Annotated in this window: 17 protein-coding genes; 6 read left to right on the plus strand and 11 right to left on the minus strand. The window is 65.2% G+C overall.

Features of this window, described 5'->3' with window-relative positions:
- The first annotated feature begins 160 nt into the window (after positions 1 to 160).
- Both KW832_RS22795 and KW832_RS22800 read left to right on the plus strand, forming a co-directional pair.
- The gene (locus KW832_RS22795) at positions 161 to 2,050 is read left to right on the plus strand and encodes a cyclic nucleotide-binding and patatin-like phospholipase domain-containing protein (RefSeq protein WP_218301437.1); all 1,890 of its coding nucleotides are present in this window, start codon (positions 161 to 163) and stop codon (positions 2,048 to 2,050) included.
- Positions 2,051 to 2,135: 85 nt separating this feature from the next.
- Positions 2,136 to 2,624, plus strand: coding sequence for a nuclear transport factor 2 family protein (locus KW832_RS22800; protein WP_218301436.1), 489 nt, complete (start codon positions 2,136 to 2,138; stop codon positions 2,622 to 2,624).
- A gap of 1,174 nt (positions 2,625 to 3,798) precedes the next feature.
- Here the strand turns inward: KW832_RS22800 and KW832_RS22805 are convergent.
- The 4 genes from KW832_RS22805 to KW832_RS22820 all read right to left on the minus strand — a co-directional run bounded on the left by KW832_RS22805 (position 3,799) and on the right by KW832_RS22820 (position 7,042).
- Positions 3,799 to 4,068 (minus strand): hypothetical protein, encoded by a 270-nt coding sequence (locus KW832_RS22805; RefSeq protein WP_218301435.1) that lies wholly within the window; start codon positions 4,066 to 4,068, stop codon positions 3,799 to 3,801.
- A gap of 237 nt (positions 4,069 to 4,305) precedes the next feature.
- Entirely contained in the window at positions 4,306 to 4,389 is an 84-nt protein-coding gene (locus tag KW832_RS25955) for an SEC-C metal-binding domain-containing protein (protein ID WP_370628775.1), read from the minus strand.
- Positions 4,390 to 4,500: 111 nt separating this feature from the next.
- Positions 4,501 to 6,054 (minus strand): SulP family inorganic anion transporter, encoded by a 1,554-nt coding sequence (locus tag KW832_RS22815; protein WP_218301433.1) that lies wholly within the window; start codon positions 6,052 to 6,054, stop codon positions 4,501 to 4,503.
- A 130-nt stretch (positions 6,055 to 6,184) separates the two neighbouring features.
- On the minus strand, positions 6,185 to 7,042 hold the full coding sequence (locus KW832_RS22820) for a YecA family protein (RefSeq protein ID WP_218301432.1): 858 nt from the start codon (positions 7,040 to 7,042) through the stop codon (positions 6,185 to 6,187).
- Between the two features lie 216 nt (positions 7,043 to 7,258).
- Here KW832_RS22820 and KW832_RS22825 point away from each other — a divergent pair, with 216 nt between their 5' ends.
- The 4 genes from KW832_RS22825 (at position 7,259) to KW832_RS22840 (ending at position 12,315) form a co-directional block, all read left to right on the plus strand.
- A complete protein-coding gene (locus KW832_RS22825; protein WP_218301431.1) occupies positions 7,259 to 9,001 on the plus strand; it encodes an FMN-binding glutamate synthase family protein in 1,743 nt (580 codons plus the stop codon).
- Complete coding sequence (locus tag KW832_RS22830) at positions 8,998 to 9,831, plus strand: hypothetical protein (RefSeq protein ID WP_228899239.1); 834 nt, start codon at positions 8,998 to 9,000, stop codon at positions 9,829 to 9,831. Before KW832_RS22825 ends, KW832_RS22830 begins: the two co-directional genes overlap by 4 nt.
- Before the next feature lie 222 nt (positions 9,832 to 10,053).
- Positions 10,054 to 11,796 (plus strand): ABC transporter ATP-binding protein/permease, encoded by a 1,743-nt coding sequence (locus KW832_RS22835; RefSeq protein WP_218301591.1) that lies wholly within the window; start codon positions 10,054 to 10,056, stop codon positions 11,794 to 11,796.
- Between the two features lie 90 nt (positions 11,797 to 11,886).
- Entirely contained in the window at positions 11,887 to 12,315 is a 429-nt protein-coding gene (locus KW832_RS22840) for an N-acetyltransferase (RefSeq protein ID WP_218301430.1), read from the plus strand.
- 66 nt (positions 12,316 to 12,381) lie between these two features.
- On the opposite strand, the gene KW832_RS22845 is transcribed toward KW832_RS22840, so the two are convergent.
- The 7 genes from KW832_RS22845 to lptA form a co-directional block, all read right to left on the minus strand.
- A complete protein-coding gene (locus KW832_RS22845) occupies positions 12,382 to 12,612 on the minus strand; it encodes a hypothetical protein (RefSeq protein ID WP_218301429.1) in 231 nt (76 codons plus the stop codon).
- Positions 12,613 to 12,925: 313 nt separating this feature from the next.
- A complete protein-coding gene (locus tag KW832_RS22850) occupies positions 12,926 to 13,411 on the minus strand; it encodes a putative toxin-antitoxin system toxin component, PIN family (protein ID WP_218301428.1) in 486 nt (161 codons plus the stop codon).
- Positions 13,401 to 14,693, minus strand: a complete 1,293-nt coding sequence (locus KW832_RS22855; protein ID WP_218301427.1) for a class I SAM-dependent RNA methyltransferase — start codon at positions 14,691 to 14,693, stop codon at positions 13,401 to 13,403. Before KW832_RS22855 ends, KW832_RS22850 begins: the two co-directional genes overlap by 11 nt.
- Entirely contained in the window at positions 14,690 to 15,172 is a 483-nt protein-coding gene (locus KW832_RS22860) for a thioesterase family protein (protein WP_055402488.1), read from the minus strand. The genes KW832_RS22855 and KW832_RS22860 overlap by 4 nt, the downstream gene beginning before the upstream one ends.
- A gap of 67 nt (positions 15,173 to 15,239) precedes the next feature.
- Positions 15,240 to 16,829, minus strand: a complete 1,590-nt coding sequence (locus tag KW832_RS22865; RefSeq protein ID WP_121421449.1) for an RNA polymerase factor sigma-54 — start codon at positions 16,827 to 16,829, stop codon at positions 15,240 to 15,242.
- A complete protein-coding gene (gene lptB / locus KW832_RS22870; RefSeq protein ID WP_055402495.1) occupies positions 16,829 to 17,626 on the minus strand; it encodes an LPS export ABC transporter ATP-binding protein in 798 nt (265 codons plus the stop codon). Before lptB ends, KW832_RS22865 begins: the two co-directional genes overlap by 1 nt.
- Positions 17,627 to 17,637: 11 nt before the next feature.
- Positions 17,638 to 18,291, minus strand: a complete 654-nt coding sequence (gene lptA, locus KW832_RS22875) for a lipopolysaccharide transport periplasmic protein LptA (RefSeq protein WP_218301426.1) — start codon at positions 18,289 to 18,291, stop codon at positions 17,638 to 17,640.
- Between the last annotated feature and the right edge of the window lie 92 nt (positions 18,292 to 18,383).

Consider the following 18,383-nt stretch of genomic DNA (forward strand, 5'->3'; position numbering starts at 1 on the left):
CACGCGCTGCCCGGCCACCATGCCTTGCACAGTGCGCACAGGTGCCCTTGCGTTCCTAGAATCCGCCGCTTCGCACGCTGCGGAACCCATCGCAAACACGACGTGTTGGCGAGCCCCCGCTTTCCGCAGCGCCCCACCGAGCCTTGCCGACTGCGTGACCATGCCCCCTTTTACCGCCACCCAGAACCAACTGCTCACCGAGCACCTGCGCAGCTTTCTGCCAGGCATCGAACCCGAAGCGCTGGAGCTGCTGCGCGCCCAGCTGGAGTGGGTGGAGGTGCCCGGCGGCAGCACGCTGATGGCGCAGGGCGAGCCCGGCGAGTCGATGTACCTCACCGTGAGCGGCCGCCTGCGTGCCTATGTGCGCAGCGATGACGGTAGCAGCGGCCCGCAGCGCCGTGTGGCCGATATGGGCCGGGGCCAGGTGATTGGCGAGATCAGCCTGTTCACCGACGCACCGCGCGCCGCCACCGTGGTCGCCGTGCGCGACTCGGTGCTGGTGCGACTGACCAAGGATGTGTTCAAGACCCTGCTGGCCAGCAGCGCCCAGGTGTCGATTGCCCTCACGCGCCAGATCATCCAGCGCCTGCAAACGGGCACTGCCGCCCACACGGCCGCACAAGAGCGGCCCGTGGCCATGGGCCTGCTGCCCGTGAGCAGCGGCGTGGACCTGCAGGGCTTTGGCCAGAGCCTGGCGCGCCAGCTGGGCACCATCGGCCGCGTGCGTGTGGTCGACTCCGCCACCGTGGACGCAGAGCTGCACGAGCCCGGCATTGCCCAGCGCGAAGGCGCCGATGCCACTGCCAACCGGCGCATCGCCATGCTGCTCGACGAGATCGAGGCCCGCAACGACTTCGTGCTGCTGCTGGCCGACCCCGAGCCCACTCCCTGGACACGGCGCGTGAGCCGCCACTGCGACGAGTTGCTGCTGCTGGCCGACGCGCAGGCCGAGCCCGCCATCCACCCCATCGAAGAAAACTGCCTGCTGCGCCGCGCGCCCCTGGCCGAGGCCGCCGAGATCCTGGTGCTGCTGCACCCGGAAGGCACCCAGTGCCCGCGTGGCACCCAGCAATGGCTGGACCGCCGCCCCGTGGCCGACCACGTGCATGTGCGCCCCACGCTCGACCGCGACATGGCGCGCCTGGCCCGCATCCAGAGCCGCACGGCCGTGGGCCTGGTGCTGGCGGGCGGCGGTGCGCGCGGCTTTGCGCACCTGGGCATCTACCGCGCGCTGCAGGAGGAAGGCGTGGAGATCGACTGCGTGGGCGGCACCAGCATCGGATCGGTCATGGCCGCGTATGTGGCATCCGACCGGCCGCTGGCGACGGTGATGGCCAACGCCCGAGAGGCGTTTCGCACCAACCCCACGGGAGACTTCAACCTGCTGCCGCTGATGTCGCTCATCAAGGGCCGCCGACTGCGCCACATCCTGCACGAGGCCGTGGGGAGCTTAGTGGGCTTCCCGGCCCAGGTGGAAGACCTGTGGAAGAACTACTACTGCGTGGCCACCAACTACTCGCGCGCCAGCGAACAGGTGGTGCGCCGTGGCAGCCTGGTGAAGTCGCTGCTGGCCAGCATCTCCATCCCCGGTGCATTGCCGCCCGTGGTGCACGAAGGCGACCTGCTGTGCGACGGTGGCACGTTCAACAACTTTCCGGTGGACGTGATGCGCAGCAGCATGCGCGGCGTGGGCACGGTGATCGGCGTGGACCTGAACTTCCGCAAGCCGCGCCGCATCGAGCTGGACGACATCCCCACCAGCTGGGCCCTGCTGCGCGACAAGCTGCGCCCGCGCGCCCAGCGCCGCTACAAGCTGCCCTCGCTGGCCAGCTACCTCATGCAGGTCACCATCCTGTACAGCATGTCGCGCCAGCGCCAGTCGCAGCAGCTCACCGACCTGTACTTCAACCCCCCCATGGACCGCGTGGGCATGCTGCAGTGGAACCGCTTCGAGCAGATCGTGCAGCAGGGGTATGCACATGGCATCCAGGTGCTGGACGGACTGGATGACATCAAGCGCCGGCGCATCGGCGGGCTGCGCACCCGTTGAGAACGCACCACACGGCCCGGTCGCCCAAGCGGCATGCAACAGGCAGGCACCGGTGTAGCATGGGCGCCCTTGAGGAGGAGACCCCATGCACCCCAACGCCCAGACCCTGCAGCGCTTCTACACCGCGTTTGCACAGCTTGACCACGCCACCATGGCCGCCTGCTATGCGCCCAACGCCACGTTCGACGACGAGGCCTTTTCCCTGAAAGGCCGCGACCAGATCGGCGGCATGTGGCGCATGCTATGCACCGCCACCAAAAAGCCCGGCGCGGCCGAGCACTGGAAGCTCACGTTCAGCGGTATCGAAGCCGACGCGGCCGGCGGCAAGGCGCACTGGGAAGCGCACTACCTCTTCAGCGCCACGGGGCGCAAGGTGCACAACATCATCGACGGCACCTTCACCTTCACGCCCGACGGGCTGATCGCCACCCACCGCGACCGCTTCAACTTCTGGCGCTGGGCACGGCAGGCTCTGGGGGCACCAGGGCTGCTGCTGGGCTGGTCGCCATCGCTCAAGCGCAAAGTGCGCAGCACGGCGGCGGGGAATTTGAAGAAGTTTCTGGCGCAGGGGTGAGGGGTGGTGTTGCGGTGACGCAGATCGCTCAACGCATTGGGAACTGCGGCTCTCGGCCAGGAGCAGCCGGTGACCGCAAATGAAAGCGGACACTCAACGGCCAGAGTAGCTGTCAGCTTTCGCGGGTCAGCTTTGAAGCAGGGCTAGACGAAAAGTCAGCCTTCGCCGCGCTTGTCCAGCCAAGGCTCGATTACGTGAAGCACGAGCAAATAAGGTAAGAATCCCCCCAGTAAAAGAAGCATGACATAAAGCCCTGGGGCGCGGACGACCACGGCTAACCAAAGCGCGGAACACCAAATACCCCAACAAAGGTAAATGCCGAGGCGTCTAGCAATTGCTGTGTTGGACATGGTGGGCTAACGGTTGAGGTAAAGGACGACTTGCGGCTTGCCGCATAGGTTCAGGCAGTCCGGGAAACCTGGAAGGCCTCAACGAGGCGAAACTATAGCTCGCTACTGAACAGCGACTGGGCACTAAGTCAGCATGTTTTTGGACTGCAACCCAGCGGCTAGCGGATGAACGGCGGCTTCGGGTGGTACTGCCCACCGTCAGCTCTGGGCCCAAAGCGGTCGCAGGGCTTTCTCCCAAACGGTCCTACGGCCTTTCAAAATGAGCAAGTCTACGCAGCTGCGGCCACGGCATCACCTACGTATATAGCTGTAGATGGCAAGTCAGTCTGGGCAGATATCACATCGGCAACAGGCTCACTTGTGGCTGCATTGAAGAAGGAGTTCAGCAACTTGGCTGCTAAGGTTTTCGTACGAATTGCGAAGATCCGGGGAGGCCTGCGAAGCTGGCCAAGATGAGCGAATTCCTATCCTGTCCTCAGATATCGCCACAACGTGCAGCGTCATGTGCGTCGTTCCCGAGAATGAAACGATAAGTCCACCCATCCCATCATCAGTAATCGCGACCGCTTTCCCACTAGAGCGAAGCGTCTCTACGCCACACGTTCGCATCTTGTGCTCCGCCAAATGAATATGCGTTTCGCTCCCTTCAACCGTTTTGTCAGCGAGCATTTGCTCAAAGGCAATGGAGCCGCCGAAAACGAGAGTGAGAGTTAAGACTGCGACTACCAAGCGCAAACGTTTTGACATAACAGACGCTGATACATAGCTTTTGAATCAAGCGGGACCAATGCGATGTCCGCTATTGGCCGACTCCAGCCTGATGTTCAACAGGCGGCTTCAAGCGCCACAATATAGGGCACCACGCGCGGATGTTCCTGAACCCATTGGTTGCCCAAGTATGAGGATACGGAGCCTGAGCCAACGACGGTCGCAAGCGAACCGGATTTGCTGGCCTGCAGCAGGTCGTGGGCCGAATGCATGACCGCCTCGCTCGCGGCCGACTCCGGCTGCCCAGCTTCGGAATGCCACTCCTTTTGAATTGCACTTATGAGTTTGCCCGCCGCAGCCTCAAGCTCGGTTTGTGAATTTGTCATTTGAGCGAAGGTCCGGTTGTGGCCGAATTCTGCCCGACGGCGAGGAACGCAATCGGACCCATTGGAGCCACTGCTACGACGACGGCCACCGGCCCAAAGCGCCCTATCAGTGTGCTCGATCCACGACAGGCAGCCACCCACCTTGAACCCAGCCCTCACATCTGCAACGGGCAGCAGTGGAAAATCAAGCCCAATTGGCCTCTAGCGCCTCTCCAATAAGCGCCAGCAGCTATCAAATCAGAAGCATTCCTCCCCAAAACCCGTAGCACGCTTGTACTTCTTGCCACTGCCGCAATGGCACGGAGCATTGCGGCTGGGCATGTGGCGATGCTGTGCACGGCGACAAAAAAGGCCGACAGCCAAGCGCTGGGCCTGCTGGGTGTGCTGCAGGGCTGGTCGCCTTCGCTAAAACGCCAGCGGCCCTCTCCCCGCTCAACCGCCCACCCCTCCTTTCGCACGGGCCGGAGCGACATCGCTTCCCATCCGATCAATCAGCACCGCGCTGGCTTCGTTAAGCCCCAGCACCTGCACCGTGCAGCCATGGTGGCGCAGGCGCTCCACCACCTTGTCGAGCGCGGCGACGGCGGTGATGTCCCAGAAGTGGGCGTGCGTCACGTCGATGACCACCGCGCGGCCCTCGGCGCCGAGCACGTCGAACGCCTCGATGAACGCGTCGGCCGAGGCAAAAAACACCTGGCCGGACACGCGCCAAGTGCGCTGGCCCAAGGCCGTGGCACCAGCGCCATCTGCGTGATCGGCGCCATCCGCATCGTCGTGCACGCGCACCTCCAGCATGTGCGAGACCTTGAACGCAAAGAACACCCCGCTGAGCATCACGCCCACGGCCACGCCAGCCGCCAGGTTGTGGGTGGCGATGGTGACGGCCACGGTGGCCAGCATGGCGGCGCTGGACAGGCGCGGGTGGCGCACCAGGGCGCCGAGCGACTTCCAGTCGAACGTTTCGGCCGACACCATGACCATGATGGCCACCAGCGCAATCACCGGCACCTTGGATACCCAGTCTTTCAGCACCACCATGAGGATCAGCAAAAACACCCCGGCAAACAACGTGGACAGGCGCCCGCGCCCGCCGTACTTCACGTTGCCCACGGCCTGGCCGATCATTCCGCAGCCCGCAATGCCGCCGAACAGGCTGGCCGCGATGTTGGCCACGCCCAGCCCCGCGCATTCGCGGTTCTTGTCGCTGGGGGTGGCGGTCAGCTCATCGACCACGGCGGCGGTGAGCACTGATTCAAGCAGGCCCACCATGGCGATCGCCAGCGCGGGCAGCAGGATGATGCGCAGGGTGTCGAGCGACGCGGGCACCTGCGGCAGCGCAAACACAGGCAACGCGTCGGGCAGTTTGCCCAGGTCACCCACCATGGGCAGGTGCAGCCCCAGCGCCGATGCCAGCACCGTGAGCACCACCACGCAGATCAGCGGTGACGGAATGGCAGTGAGCGCAGGCCATGCCAGCCGCTGGCCCAGCCACGGCAGGCCGTAGATGAGCGCCAGCCCCAACGCCAGCGCCCCCCAGGTGGCCGTGCTGGCGCCGTGCAGGTGCGGCAGTTGCGCGGCGAAGATCAGGATGGCCAGCGCATTGACGAAGCCCGTGCGCACCGAGCTGGACACGAAGCGCATCAACACACCGAGCTTCATCAGCCCAAACGCCACCTGCACCGCGCCTGCCAGCAGCCCCGCCGCCAGCAGGTAGCCCAGTCCGTGCGACTGCACCAGCGGCGCAGCCACCAGCGCCACCGAGCCTGCCGCCGCCGACACCATCGCAGGCCGTCCGCCGGTGAAGGCGATGACCAGGCTGATGACAAACGAGGCGAAGAGCCCCACCGAAGGGTCCACGCCCGCCACGAAGGAGAAGGCGATGATTTCGGGGATGAGCGCAAACGTGGCCACAGCCCCGGCCAGCAGCTCGCGCGGAATGCTGGGCGCCCATTCGGCGCGCAGACGGTTCAGGGTGGAAGGGTTCATGCGATGTGCCCTGCAAAAAACAAAGCGCGCCCGAAGGCGCGCTGCGCGGAATTTCAGATCAAAACAGGCTCTAGCGCTTATCCATCAGGCGCCAATAGCTATCCAATCAATAGCAAATTACCCAACAAGGTCAAGCCCCGTGGCACTTCTTGTACTTCTTGCCGCTGCCGCAGTGGCACGGGTCATTGCGCCCCGGCTCGGGCGCCTTGCGCACCGTCTCCACGCGCGGGCCCATGCTCTTCCACAGCTGGCGCAGGTCGTACACGGCCCAGATGGCTTCGCCGAAGGCCTCGACGCGCGCCTGGCTGGTGCTGGGTGGGCCGTCTTCGTCGTACATGCAGACTTCGGGCTTGCCGGTGTCGTCTTCGGTCAGGGCAACGATGCGGTCCAGCGCGTCATCCAGCCACTTGGCCGCTTCCTTGTCGCGCGGGGCGGCCCAGTCTTCGGGCCAGTTTTCCACCGCAAACATGAAGCCCAGGGCCCACACCTGGCCGAAGGACGGGATCTCCTGGTCGTCGCCCATTTCGGCGCGCTGCTCGTCGGTCAGGCTGGCCACGGCGCCGCGCATGTCCATGGCTTCGGGCTGGAAGGTGCGGTCGTCGTCCAGCGTCTTCACGTCGGTGTCGAGCTGGGTCACGATTTCGGCCCAGCGGCGATTCCACAGCTCTAAAAAGCGCGCCTGCTGGGCGGCGTCAGCAAAGGCGGGCAACTGGGGCAGCGAGTCGCCTTCGGCAACATCCAGCTCGGCGCCGTCGCCCAGCAGCATGGGCAGGTACTCGGCCGGGGCGATGGGGCGGCGGCTGCAGATCAGCGCGGTCATGAAACCGTCGCAGAACTCCCACTGCGGGATTTCCTCGCCGCGCGAGCGCAGGTCGTCGAGGATGTTGTCGATCTCTTCCAGCTCTTCAGGGCCCAGTGCGGCGGCCGGGGCGCCCGTGGGGTCGTCAAGATCGTCGGTGGAGGGCGTGGGCGATGTGGATTCGGTCATGGGGGGCTCCGGTCGTCAAGCGAGAAAGCGGGGGCGGTAAAACATTGTTTTACTTTTATGATGCGCAGGCCTTGTGCCGTGGCGCTGGTGTAGCGGCGGAGGTACGGCGACCCGGGGTGGTGCCGGGCCTCAAAAGCGCCTTGCGCAACATGGCAACCCGATAAAAAGGCGGCCAGTGTAGCCCCCTCTCGCACCGCCACAAGAACCAGGACCCCCATGCTCCACCAACTGAACTCCCTGTACCCGGTGCGCTACACGGCCTTTGCGCTGTGCGTTTTCGGGCTGCTGCTGTCGCTGTTTGCGCTGGTGGCTTTTCACGTGGGGTTGCCCGTGGTGCTGGTGTTTGCTGCCCTGGTAGCAGTGGGCGTGTACGACCTGCAGCAGTCGCGCCACGCCATTTTGCGCAACTACCCGGTCATCGGCCACATCCGCTTCATGCTCGAATATGTGCGGCCCGAGGTGCGCCAGTATTTCATCGAAAGCGATAGCGAGGCCGCGCCGTTTTCGCGCGCCCAGCGCTCGCTGGTGTACCAGCGCGCCAAGGGCGACCCGGACAACCGCCCCTTCGGCACGCACCTGGACGTGGGCGCGCAGGGTTATGAATGGGTGAACCACTCGCTCGCTCCCACACAGCTGCCGTCGCATGACTTTCGCGTGTGGATCGGCGGCAACCCCGATGCGCCGTCGCCGTCTGTGGCGCCTTGCACCCAGCCTTACCACGCGAGCGTGTTCAACATCTCGGCCATGAGCTTTGGTGCGCTGTCGGCCAATGCGATCCTGGCTTTGAACCAGGGTGCAAAAAAAGGCGGCTTCGCGCACGACACGGGCGAGGGCAGTATCAGCCAGCACCACCGCGTGCACGGCGGCGACCTGATTTGGGAAATCGGCTCGGGCTACTTTGGCTGCCGCAACCCCGACGGCACCTTCAGCGAAGAACGTTTTGCAGCCAGCGCCACCGACCCACAGGTGAAGATGATCGAGCTGAAACTCAGCCAGGGCGCCAAGCCCGGCCATGGCGGCGTGCTGCCGGGCGCCAAGGTGACGGCCGAGATCGCCGCTGCGCGCGGGGTGAAGGAGGGCGAGGCCTGCATCTCGCCCGCCAGCCACAGTGCGTTCAGCAACCCGGTGGAGATGATGCAGTTCATCGCCAGGCTGCGCACGCTATCGGGCGGCAAGCCCACGGGCTTCAAGTTCTGCCTGGGCCACCCGTGGGAATGGTTTGCCATCGTCAAGGCCATGCTGGTCACGGGCATCACGCCCGATTTCATCGTGGTCGATGGCGCCGAGGGCGGCACGGGCGCGGCACCGGTGGAATTCACCGACCACGTGGGTGCACCGCTGCAAGAAGGCCTGCTGCTGGTGCACAACACCCTGGTGGGCGTGAACCTGCGCGACCGCGTGCGCATTGGCTGCGCGGGCAAGGTGATCAGCGCCTTCGACATCGCTCGCATGATGGCGCTGGGCGCCGACTGGTGCAACGCGGGGCGTGGCTTCATGATGGCGCTCGGCTGTATCCAGGCGCAAAACTGCCACACCGGGCACTGCCCCACGGGCGTGACCACCCAGGACCCGCTGCGCCAGCAGGCCCTGGTGGTGCCCGACAAGGCCACGCGCGTGGCGCAGTTTCATCGCAGCACGCTGCACGCGCTGCAGGAGCTGGTGCAGGCCGCCGGGCTGCGCCACCCCAAGGACATCACGGCCCACCACATCGTGCGCCGCATCAGCGACACCGAGGTGCGCCTGCTGTCCAACCTGATCACGCGCATGCAACCGGGCGCGCTGCTCGGCCCGCTCGACGCGCAGCACAACGTGTTCCGCCTGTACTGGCCCTTGGCCAGCGCGCACAGCTTTCAGGCCAGCGAGCCTGCACTGGAGCCCTCCATTCCCCACCATGTCGAGCTGGTGCACGCCGCAGCCGTCGGCACCGCTGCTGCGGTGGCAGGGGATGCCGCTGTATGAACTTGACGATGGATGCATCCGCCCCCACCAACACCGCCGCCCCGGGCTACGCCGCCTTTTTGCAGCAGCAGCTGGCCACCCAGCCCCACAACGTGATGGCCCATGTGCTGGGCCACGAACAGATCTGGATCAAGCGCGCCGGCGCTCCCCACGGCACGGGCCGCTACCGCGCCATGGCCGTTCTGGCCGCCCTGCTGCGGCTGGACGCCCTGCGCCCCGTGCCCAACCCCGGCGGCCCTGCGGCCATTGCCACCGAAGTGCAGCGCCTGCGCGACCTGGCCGCACGCGGCATCCGCGTTCCCGTGGTGCTGGCCGCCTTGCCCCATGGTTTTGCCATGCGCCACTTGGGCCACACGGGGGAAGAGATTCATTCGCTGGGCAACGAGATCGACCATGCCGTGCAGGCGGGTGACACGGCCACCGTTCTGGCGCTGTGGCAGCAGGGGCTGGACACGCTGGCCCAGGTGCACCGCCAAGGCACGTGCCTGAGCCAGGCCTTTGCTCGCAACATGGTGCGCTGCCCCGATGGCGAAGTGGCCTGCATCGACTTTGAGGACGACCCCGCCGCCGTGCTGCCCCTGGCGGTGTGCCATGTGCGCGATGCGCTGTGTTACGCGCACTCCACCGCGATCTACCTGCACACCAGCGGCACGCTGACCGAGGGGCGCGAGCGCTGGGTGGCCTGGGTGGCGCAGGAGAGCGCGGAGATGCGGGCGGTGCTGGCGACCAGTGTCCGGCGGATGGGGTGGATGGGGCTTCTGCCGGCAAGCCGCAGGCTGGGGCGGGATTTGCAGCGGGTGCGGGCGGCGTACGAGTTGCTCAGCAGATGAAACGCGGCCGCTCCTATCAAGCTGTGGTTGTCCGCTGACAGCGCCAAGCGCGCTGATCGCCTATCGTTCAGGTGGAGCTTCCTCCAGCCCTCACTTCTTTCCATGCCACTGCCCGCCGCTGCCAGCCCAGCCGCCCCTGAGCCCACGCCCTTGCCCCCCACCACCGACAAGCCCCGCCGCAGCCGACCGCCCACCCTGTCGCGGGCTGCCTGGAAGCAGTTCATGGGCGTGGCCCGGCCCTACTGGGCAGGCGACAAGAAGCGCACCGCCTGGGGCCTGATGGCACTGCTGATCGCCCTGATGGTGTGCGAGACCCAGCTGGCCGTCATGCTGATCGACAAGACGGGGGAGATGACATCGGCCCTGGCGGCCAAGGAGGCCGACCGCTTCTGGATCGCGGTGCGCACCAGCCTTGTTGTTCTGGCATTCGCGGTGCCGGTGTACGCCTTTTATTACTACATGCGCGATGCGTTTTCCAACCACTGGCGGCGCTGGCTCACCCACCGTTTCCTGGATGGCTATCTGAGCGAACGCAAGTACTACGAGATCGGCGCTGGCGGCGACATCGACAACCCCGACCAGCGCATCAGCGAAGACATCAACACCTTCACCAGCCGGTCCACGCACTTCCTGCTGATTTTCATCGGCTCCCTGATGCAGCTGGTGGCGTTCAGCGCGGTGTTGTGGTCCATCTCCAAGACGCTGGTGGCTTTTTTGGCGGTGTATGCCCTGCTGGGCACCTTCGGGGCGCTGTACTTTTTTGGCGCGCCGCTGATCCGGCTGAACTTCTGGCAGATCCGCCGCGAGGCAGACTTCCGGTTCGGGCTGATGCGGCTGCGCGAAAACGCCGAATCCATCGCCTTCTACCGGGGCGAACCCCAGGAGCGCGTGCAGATCGACCACCGGTTCGAGGCTGCGTTTACCAACTTCGCCCGGCTCATCAAAAAGCAGCTCTCGCTCAACCTGTACCAGCGCTCTTTCAGCCAGCTCACCTTGATCCTGCCCAGCATCCTCCTGGCCAATGCGGTGCTGTCGGGTGAGCTGGAGGTGGGCCGGGCCATCCAGGCGGCAGGCGCTTTTGCCGCCGTGCTGGGCGCCATCTCGCTCATCGTGGACAACTTCGAGAGCCTGAGCCGGTTTGTGGCGGGCATCGACCGGCTCCATACCCTGTCGCAGGTCGTGCTCAAAACCCCTGCCGCGCCCACCCCCTGGGCCGAGCCCGCCCCAGCAGGCCGGCCTGCGGACGATGCGACGCCCGCGATCAACGCCCACGACCCCTCCGAGCCCCCACCGCAAATCACCACCCGCATCGGCGACACGCTGGCCATCGAAGGGCTCTCGCTTTACACCCCCCACTTCGGTCGCCTGCTCGTGGCCGACCTCTCGCTGCAGCTACAGCCGGGCGACGCGCTGCTCATCACCGGCCCGAGCGGCTGCGGCAAAAGCTCGCTCTTGCGTGCCATTGCCGGCCTGTGGCACACGGGCAGTGGCACCGTGCAGCACCCGCCCCTGGAAGACATGTTCTTCCTGCCCCAGCGCCCCTACATGCAGATTGACACACTGCGCAGCCAGATCATCTACCCGAGCAAGCAGACGGCGCTGAGCGACGAACGCCTGCTTGAGCTGCTGCAGGAGGTGCGCCTCGAATCACTGTCCGAGCGTGTGGGGGGGCTCAACGCGTCCTACGACTGGGAGAAACTGCTGTCCGTGGGCGAGCAACAGCGCCTGGCCTTTGCCCGCGTGCTGGCGCGCCAGCCCAGCATCGTCATCCTGGACGAAGCCACCAGCGCGCTGGACAGCGCCAACGAAACCGCCCTCTACGAACGCCTGCGCGCCAGCGGCACCACCCTCATCAGCATCGCCCACCGCCCCGCCGTGCTCAAACACCACACGCACGTGCTGGAGTTCAAGGGCGAAGGGGCTTGGGAGCTGCACGCGGCAGCGGACTTCAGGTTTGATAACTGAGCGCGGCGGCTCAAGCGACGGCGGGGCAGGTTCGCCCGATGAGAGCAGGTCGGGTTACGCTTCGCCAACCCGGCCTACATGACTTCCGCAATGACCGACTTTGAGATCTACACACCCACAGCAGAAGAAGTTCACTCCGGCGTCTTAGGCCGTCGGATGCGGCAGTTCAACTACGGGTTCGTCGGTGAGTACGGCCAGTCCCAGCCGGTGTGGGTGAGCGCGCGTGACGCCCAGGGCGAATTGGTGGGCGGGCTGCGCGGATTCGTGTTTTTGGAATGGCTGAACGTGGAACTGCTGTTTGTGGACGAAGCCGCCCGGCACCATGGAGTGGGCCGCAACCTGCTGGCCACGGCAGAACAGAAAGCCCGCAACCTGGGCGCGCACAGCGTGACGCTGAACACCTTTGAGTGGCAGGCGCGCGAGTTCTATCTTAAGCAGGGCTATGAGGAGTTTGGGCACATCGACAACTACATCCAGGGATTTCAGCTGGTGTATTTGAAGAAGGCTTTGATGTCCTGATTTCCAGGGCTTGGATTGCCAACGTGGCAGGTCCGACTGCGCCCATCCACCCCACCAAACTTACGATCAACTTCCCAGCAGCATTTCGTACCTTGGCGTGTCTGACAACGGATCTGCAGACAGCACCAGCCCCTCAAAAAAATGGCGATCCTGGTCAGCCAGCAGGTGCGCTGCCTCCTGGTGCAAAAGGAAAAGCACCTCTGCATAGGTTGGGTTGTGGTCCCTGCGAATCTGAACCGTAGCGCTCAATTCGGTCCAAACGCCACCGTTATCCCGAACCCAGTACGCATAGGTCACGTCCAACGTCCTGCCCGGAAACTGCCTTTGGAGCTCCTGCTCATCCAGGCTGTGTCCAATGCTCCTGCTGTACTCACGCAGGGCTGAGAGCAAAGTCTCCACATCCTGGCAAGACGGCTCAGAAAAAGACCAGGGGAGCTCACGAAGGATTGACGACGGAAGACTTTGAGCCAAAGACGGCCTCGTAAAAAATGAGACAGCAGCAGCGGCAGCGGTATGCCAGAGGAAGTGCCGCCTTGAACTCATGGGCGGTGACAAACGATCATCGGAGGGTAACAGTCCCCACGATCTTGTCGAAGACTTGGCAGGCCTATCAAACCGCAAGTGCTGCTACCCCCGCCTCCAGCACCAGCGCAGTCGCCACATCCGCCCCGAAATTCATCAAACGCTTGCGCATACAAATCACCGCCTTGTCCTTGCTCAGCAAAATCGCCCGGTGTGCCGCCGCCAGGTCGATGAACTTCTGGTCGTCCGCGTCCTTGCAGACATAGGGCACCTTGGGCGCGATCTCCACCAGCCGCGCCTGCGCATCAAATGCAGCGAGTACCTGCGCTGCATCCACGCGGTAGTAGTCCATGCGCCCAACGATGTGCGGATAGGCCAGCACGCGCTCCAGTTCGTCGCGCATGACCTGGGTCGCTATCCAGGCCAGGCGCCCTTGGGCCAGCAGTGCGCGCAGGGGGGCGGTGCGCGGGTCGCTGAAGATCAGCAGATCCAGCGCGACGTTGGTGTCCACCACCACAGGACGAGCGGGTTCGCCCGGTGCAGCCTCGGCGGGCAGGCGCAGTTCAACCTGCATTGCGCGGGTCGTTGTCAGGGGCGGGTTTTGCAGCACGGTCGCGCACCGCGCCCTTGATCATGTCAAAGCGGAAGAGGCGGCATTCGATGGGGCCGTTCCACATCGGCACGCGGCGCGATTCTTTCAGGCGCATCTTGCCGGGCAGCTTGAGGTCGGGTGTGAGCATCCAGGCCTGCCAACCAGCGTAGTTCTTCTTCCAGTGCGAGGCCAGCTGGCTGAAGAATTCGCCGCCATCCTCGGTCTGCGCCTCTTCGCGGCCCACGGCCATGCCCTGGGCGCGGTCGGCGGCGCGCTCGCTGGCGTTGCGGCCCGCGGCACCGGCTGCAGCAATGCGCTCGCCGTAGGGCGGGTTGAGCAGCATCACGCCAGGCTGGTCGCACGGTGGCATGCGCTGCAGGGCGTCGCCGCCGCGCAGCTGCACGGCATCGGCCACGCCTGCGCGCTCAGCATTGCGCTGCGCAAAGTCGACCATGCGGAAGGCCACATCACTGCCAAACAGGGGCACAGCGCTTGCCTGTATTGCGCTTTCAGCTTCGTTTTTAATAGCATCCCAGACATGGGCCTGGAACGGCAGCAGCTTCTCAAACGCAAAGCGCCGCAGCATGCCGGCCGGAATGCGGCAGGCGATCTGCGCGGCCTCGATCACGATGGTGCCGCTGCCGCAGCAGGGGTCGTACAGCGGCTGGGGGTTGTCGCCATGCGGGTCCCAGCCGCTGGCGGCAATCATGGCGGCGGCCAGGGTTTCTTTCAGTGGCGCATCGCCCTTGTCTTCGCGCCAGCCGCGTTTGAACAGCGGCTCGCCCGAGGTGTCGATGTAGATCGTGGCCTCGTCGGTGGTCAGGTGCAGGTGGATGCGCACATCGGGCCACTGGGTGTTCACGTCGGGGCGCACCCCGCTTTTGGCGCGGAAGCGGTCGGCCACCGCGTCCTTGACCTTGAGACCTGCGAAGTTGAGGCTCTGCAGCGGGCTGTGCTGGGCGGTCACCTCGACCTTGAAGGTCTGGCGCGTGCTGAACCAGATTTCCCAGGCCACGTCGCTGGCCATGGCATAGAGATCGTTCTCGGAGCGGTAAGGGCGGTGCGCCAGCTGCACCAGCACGCGCTGGGCCAGTCGGCTGTGCAGGTTGAGCAGCAGCGCCTCGCGCCACGAGGCGCGCAGCAGCACGCCGCCGCGGCCGACCAGCAGGTCTTGCCCCGTGAGGCCGGTGATGCCATGCACCTCATCGGCCAGAAAGCCCTCCACACCAGCGGCGCAGGGGAGAAAAAGTTGGAGTTGGTTCATGTCGATGGGGAGGATACGCGCTCAGACAATGCGTGGGAATCCGGCGTTCCCGCGCGGGCCAGCAGCAATTGGCGGATGGATTCGGGGATCGGCGCCACCTTGCGGTCGGCCTTGCCGATGAAGACGATGCCGATCTTGCCGCGCGCCACCTCGCGGCCTGAGGTCTTCTCGGTCATGCAAAAGACCAGGTCAAACCCATAGCGGTTGAAGTCCGCAGGCGCCATCTCCACGCGCATGGTTTCACCGTGGAAACCTTCGGACTTGTACTGCGCCACGATGTCGCCGACCACGATGGACAGCCCGCCCACGTCGGCCTCGGGGTAGCCCAGCGACTGGAAGAAGCGCACCCGCGCTTCAGAGACCAGGCTCAGCAGTTGCGCGTTGTCCAGGTGCCCGCCTTGGTTGACGTGGCTGATGTAGATCTGCAGCTCGGTGGCAAAGCCAAAGTGCGGGGGGAGGTCGAAGACGATGCGGGCCATGGTGGGGTGGCGGATAGAAAAACGAAAAATTCAAACAGGGCGAGCCATGCGCCCCCAACCGGGGTACCTACAGCGCCTTGCGCAGGTTGGCCGGCGCGATCTTGAGCGCTTCGCGGTACTTGGCCACGGTGCGGCGTGCGCACTCGATGCCCTGTTCCTTGAGCATCTCGGCGATCTGGCTGTCGGACAGCGGCTTGGCGGGGCTTTCTGCGGCCACAAACTGCTTGATGAGCGCGCGCACGGCGGTGCTGGATGCGTTGCCGCCGGTCTCGGTACCCAGGCCGGAGCCAAAGAAGTACTTCAGCTCATACGTGCCAATTGGCGTAGCCATGTATTTGGCGGTGGTCACGCGGCTGATGGTGGATTCGTGCAGGCCCAGTTCGTCGGCGATGTCGCGCAGCACCAGCGGGCGCATGGCCAACTCGCCGTGGGTGAAGAAGCTTTTTTGCCGCTCCACGATGGCGCGCGAGACGCGCAGGATGGTGTCAAAGCGCTGCTGGATGTTCTTGATGAACCAGCGGGCCTCCTGCAGGCGCTGCTGCATGCCCTGGTGGCCCTCGCCGCCCTTGTGGCCGCGCAGGGCACCGGCGTAGATGTCGTGCACGCGCAGGCGCGGCATCACATCGGGGTTGAGGCTGACGATGAAGTTGTGCTGGCCGTCGCGGCCGTTAGCGCGCCCGGCTTTGCGCACGATGACATCGGGAATGATGATGTTGCGCTCCACGTCGGCAAAGCGACGGCCGGGGCGAGGCTCCAGGCGAGCGATCAGCGCCATGGCGGCGCGGGTGCGCTCTTCGCCGTCGCCACACAGCTGCGTCAGGCGGCGGATGTCGCGGCGGGCCAGCATCTCCAGCGGCTGCTGACAAATACGCAGCGCGGTCTGCACCGTGTCGGGGTCAGCATCGCTGTCCTCGTCGGCAGCCAGCGCCGTGAGCTGCAGCGTCAGGCATTCGGCCAGGTTGCGCGCACCCACGCCGGTGGGCTCCAAGCTTTGCAGCAGGCGCTGGGCCACGGTGAAGCGGTGCACCAGCTCTTCGATTTGCTCCAGGTCGTCCGGCCCGGCCAGGCTGATGGCCAGCTCTTCCAGCGGCTCTTCGAGGTAGCCGTCGTCGTTGAGCGATTCAATGAGAAAACGCAGCGCTGCGCGGTCAATCTCTGACAAGCGCAGCGCCAGTGCCTGACGGTGCAAAAAGGCGGTCAGCGATTCATGCGAACGGGCCAGCTCGGTGGCGTCGGCCTCGTCGCCTTCGGAGTCGTTGCGGTTGCGGGCGGGCGCATCCCCGCCCCACTCCGCGTCGTTGGGCGCCATTTCTACCGTGCCGTCACCGCTCCAGTCAGGCTCGTCAGCGCCAGCACTCGGCGTTTCAGCATCATTTTGGCCTTCAGCGCTTGTGCTGCTTGCGCTGCTAGCTCCTGAAAATATAGCATCATCGGCGCTGTACTCATCGGGCTGCGCGGGCGTGTCGGCGGCTTCGAGCCCAAACTCCTCGCGCGGAGCTTCGTCGGCATTGCGTTCGAGGAACGGGTTTTCGTCGAGCATCTGCTCGACTTCCTGCGAGAGTTCGAGCGTGGACAACTGCAGCAGCCGAATGGACTGCTGAAGCTGGGGGGTCAATGCAAGATGCTGCGAGACGCGCAGCGAGAGTCCAGGCTTCATCACATCCTGAAGTGTTCGCCAAGGTAAACACGTCGTACCTCGGCGTTGTCCACGATCTCGGACGGCGTGCCCTGCGCGAGCACGCGGCCATCGCTGATGATGAAGGCGTGGTCGCAGATGCCCAGGGTTTCGCGCACATTGTGGTCGGTGATGAGCACACCAATGCCCCGCGCCTTCAGGAAGCCGATGATGCGCTGGATCTCGATCACGGCAATGGGGTCGATGCCGGCAAAGGGCTCGTCCAGCAGGATGAAACGCGGTTGTGTGGCCAGGGCCCGGGCAATCTCGACGCGGCGGCGCTCGCCGCCGGACAGGGCCATGGCGGGCGAGGCGCGCAGGTGGTCCACGCGCAGCTCCTGGAGCAGGGCCGTCAGGCGCTCCTCGATGGCGTCGCGCGAGAGCGGCTGACCGTCATCACCACGCTGCAGTTCCAGCACGGCGCGCACGTTCTCTTCGACCGTGAGTTTGCGAAAGATCGAGGCTTCCTGAGGCAGGTACGACAGGCCCAGGCGCGAGCGCCGGTGGATGGGCATGTGGGCCACCGATTGGCCGTCGATGCGGATGTCTCCCTCGTCGCTGCGCACCAGGCCCACGATCATGTAGAACGAGGTGGTCTTGCCCGCGCCGTTGGGGCCGAGCAGCCCCACGACCTCACCTTTTTGCACGACCAGCGAAACGTCCTTGACGACCTTGCGGCTGCCATAAGACTTCGCCAGGTGCTGCACCTCCAGGCGGCTGCCCGCCTGGGAATCAGGCCCCAGGCGGCTACCCGCCTGAGTGTCAGGACCGGTACTCACAGCGGGCCCACTCACTTGGCGCCGCCGCCAAGGCTGTTGCTGGGGCGCAGCGCCGGGGCTGAGGCCGGGGACGCCGCCTCGGGGGCCGCCGCAGCGGGCGGTGGATCTTTGGGGGCCAGCACGGCGCGCACGCGGCTGCCCGGTGCGGGGGTATCGCCCGCAGCGTTGGTGGCGGTGCGCTTGCCGTCCACGGAGAACACGTCGGTCAGGTTGTTGTAGACAATCACGGCACCCGTGATCTCGTCGCTGAGCACAGCGCCCCGGTAGCGGCGCAGCTCGGCACGGGTGATGAAGCGCACGTTGTCGGCCTTGCCGTCGTACTCGATGACTTCGCTCTCGCCTTCGATGAACTCGTCGGGTGCTCCCGGCAGGGTGTCGCGCTTTTGCCGGAAGAAGGCGCGCTTGCCGGGCTCTGCCGTGACCACGCCGTACTGGTAGCCATCGGCATCCTGGCGCACATCCAGCCGCGCGCCGCGCAGCACGATGGAGCCCTTGGTCATGACCACGCGGCCAGAGAACACGCTGGTTTGCTTGAGTTCATCGTGGCGCAAAGCGTCCGCCTCGATGTTCATGGGCTTGGCGCGGTCGGCCTTTTCGGCATGGGCCACACCGAAGGTGCAGGCCAGGGCCGCGAGCAGGAGGATCGGAAGGAGGCGATGGTTCATAGGGCACGAATCTTGCAATCATTGTAGCCACCCCGTCGCGTTCCTCCATGAAAAAAGCCCGCATGTGCGGGCTTTTGCCAATGGGAACCGGC

The sequence above is a fragment of the Acidovorax sp. sif0632 genome (assembly GCF_019218805.1).
GTDB lineage: Bacteria > Pseudomonadota > Gammaproteobacteria > Burkholderiales > Burkholderiaceae_C > Acidovorax > Acidovorax facilis.

What these genes read in the sequence shown, in the direction of transcription:
- KW832_RS22795 (WP_218301437.1), top strand. Translation starts at nt 161, where the DNA reads ATGCCCCCTTTTACCGCCACCCAGAACCAACTGCTCACCGAGCACCTG.
- KW832_RS22800 (WP_218301436.1), top strand. Translation starts at nt 2,136, where the DNA reads ATGCACCCCAACGCCCAGACCCTGCAGCGCTTCTACACCGCGTTTGCA.
- KW832_RS22805 (WP_218301435.1), bottom strand. Translation starts at nt 4,068, where the DNA reads ATGACAAATTCACAAACCGAGCTTGAGGCTGCGGCGGGCAAACTCATA.
- KW832_RS25955 (WP_370628775.1), bottom strand. Translation starts at nt 4,389, where the DNA reads ATGCCCAGCCGCAATGCTCCGTGCCATTGCGGCAGTGGCAAGAAGTAC.
- KW832_RS22815 (WP_218301433.1), bottom strand. Translation starts at nt 6,054, where the DNA reads ATGAACCCTTCCACCCTGAACCGTCTGCGCGCCGAATGGGCGCCCAGC.
- KW832_RS22820 (WP_218301432.1), bottom strand. Translation starts at nt 7,042, where the DNA reads ATGACCGAATCCACATCGCCCACGCCCTCCACCGACGATCTTGACGAC.
- KW832_RS22825 (WP_218301431.1), top strand. Translation starts at nt 7,259, where the DNA reads ATGCTCCACCAACTGAACTCCCTGTACCCGGTGCGCTACACGGCCTTT.
- KW832_RS22830 (WP_228899239.1), top strand. Translation starts at nt 8,998, where the DNA reads ATGAACTTGACGATGGATGCATCCGCCCCCACCAACACCGCCGCCCCG.
- KW832_RS22835 (WP_218301591.1), top strand. Translation starts at nt 10,054, where the DNA reads ATGGGCGTGGCCCGGCCCTACTGGGCAGGCGACAAGAAGCGCACCGCC.
- KW832_RS22840 (WP_218301430.1), top strand. Translation starts at nt 11,887, where the DNA reads ATGACCGACTTTGAGATCTACACACCCACAGCAGAAGAAGTTCACTCC.
- KW832_RS22850 (WP_218301428.1), bottom strand. Translation starts at nt 13,411, where the DNA reads ATGCAGGTTGAACTGCGCCTGCCCGCCGAGGCTGCACCGGGCGAACCC.
- KW832_RS22855 (WP_218301427.1), bottom strand. Translation starts at nt 14,693, where the DNA reads ATGAACCAACTCCAACTTTTTCTCCCCTGCGCCGCTGGTGTGGAGGGC.
- KW832_RS22860 (WP_055402488.1), bottom strand. Translation starts at nt 15,172, where the DNA reads ATGGCCCGCATCGTCTTCGACCTCCCCCCGCACTTTGGCTTTGCCACC.
- KW832_RS22865 (WP_121421449.1), bottom strand. Translation starts at nt 16,829, where the DNA reads ATGAAGCCTGGACTCTCGCTGCGCGTCTCGCAGCATCTTGCATTGACC.
- lptA (WP_218301426.1), bottom strand. Translation starts at nt 18,291, where the DNA reads ATGAACCATCGCCTCCTTCCGATCCTCCTGCTCGCGGCCCTGGCCTGC.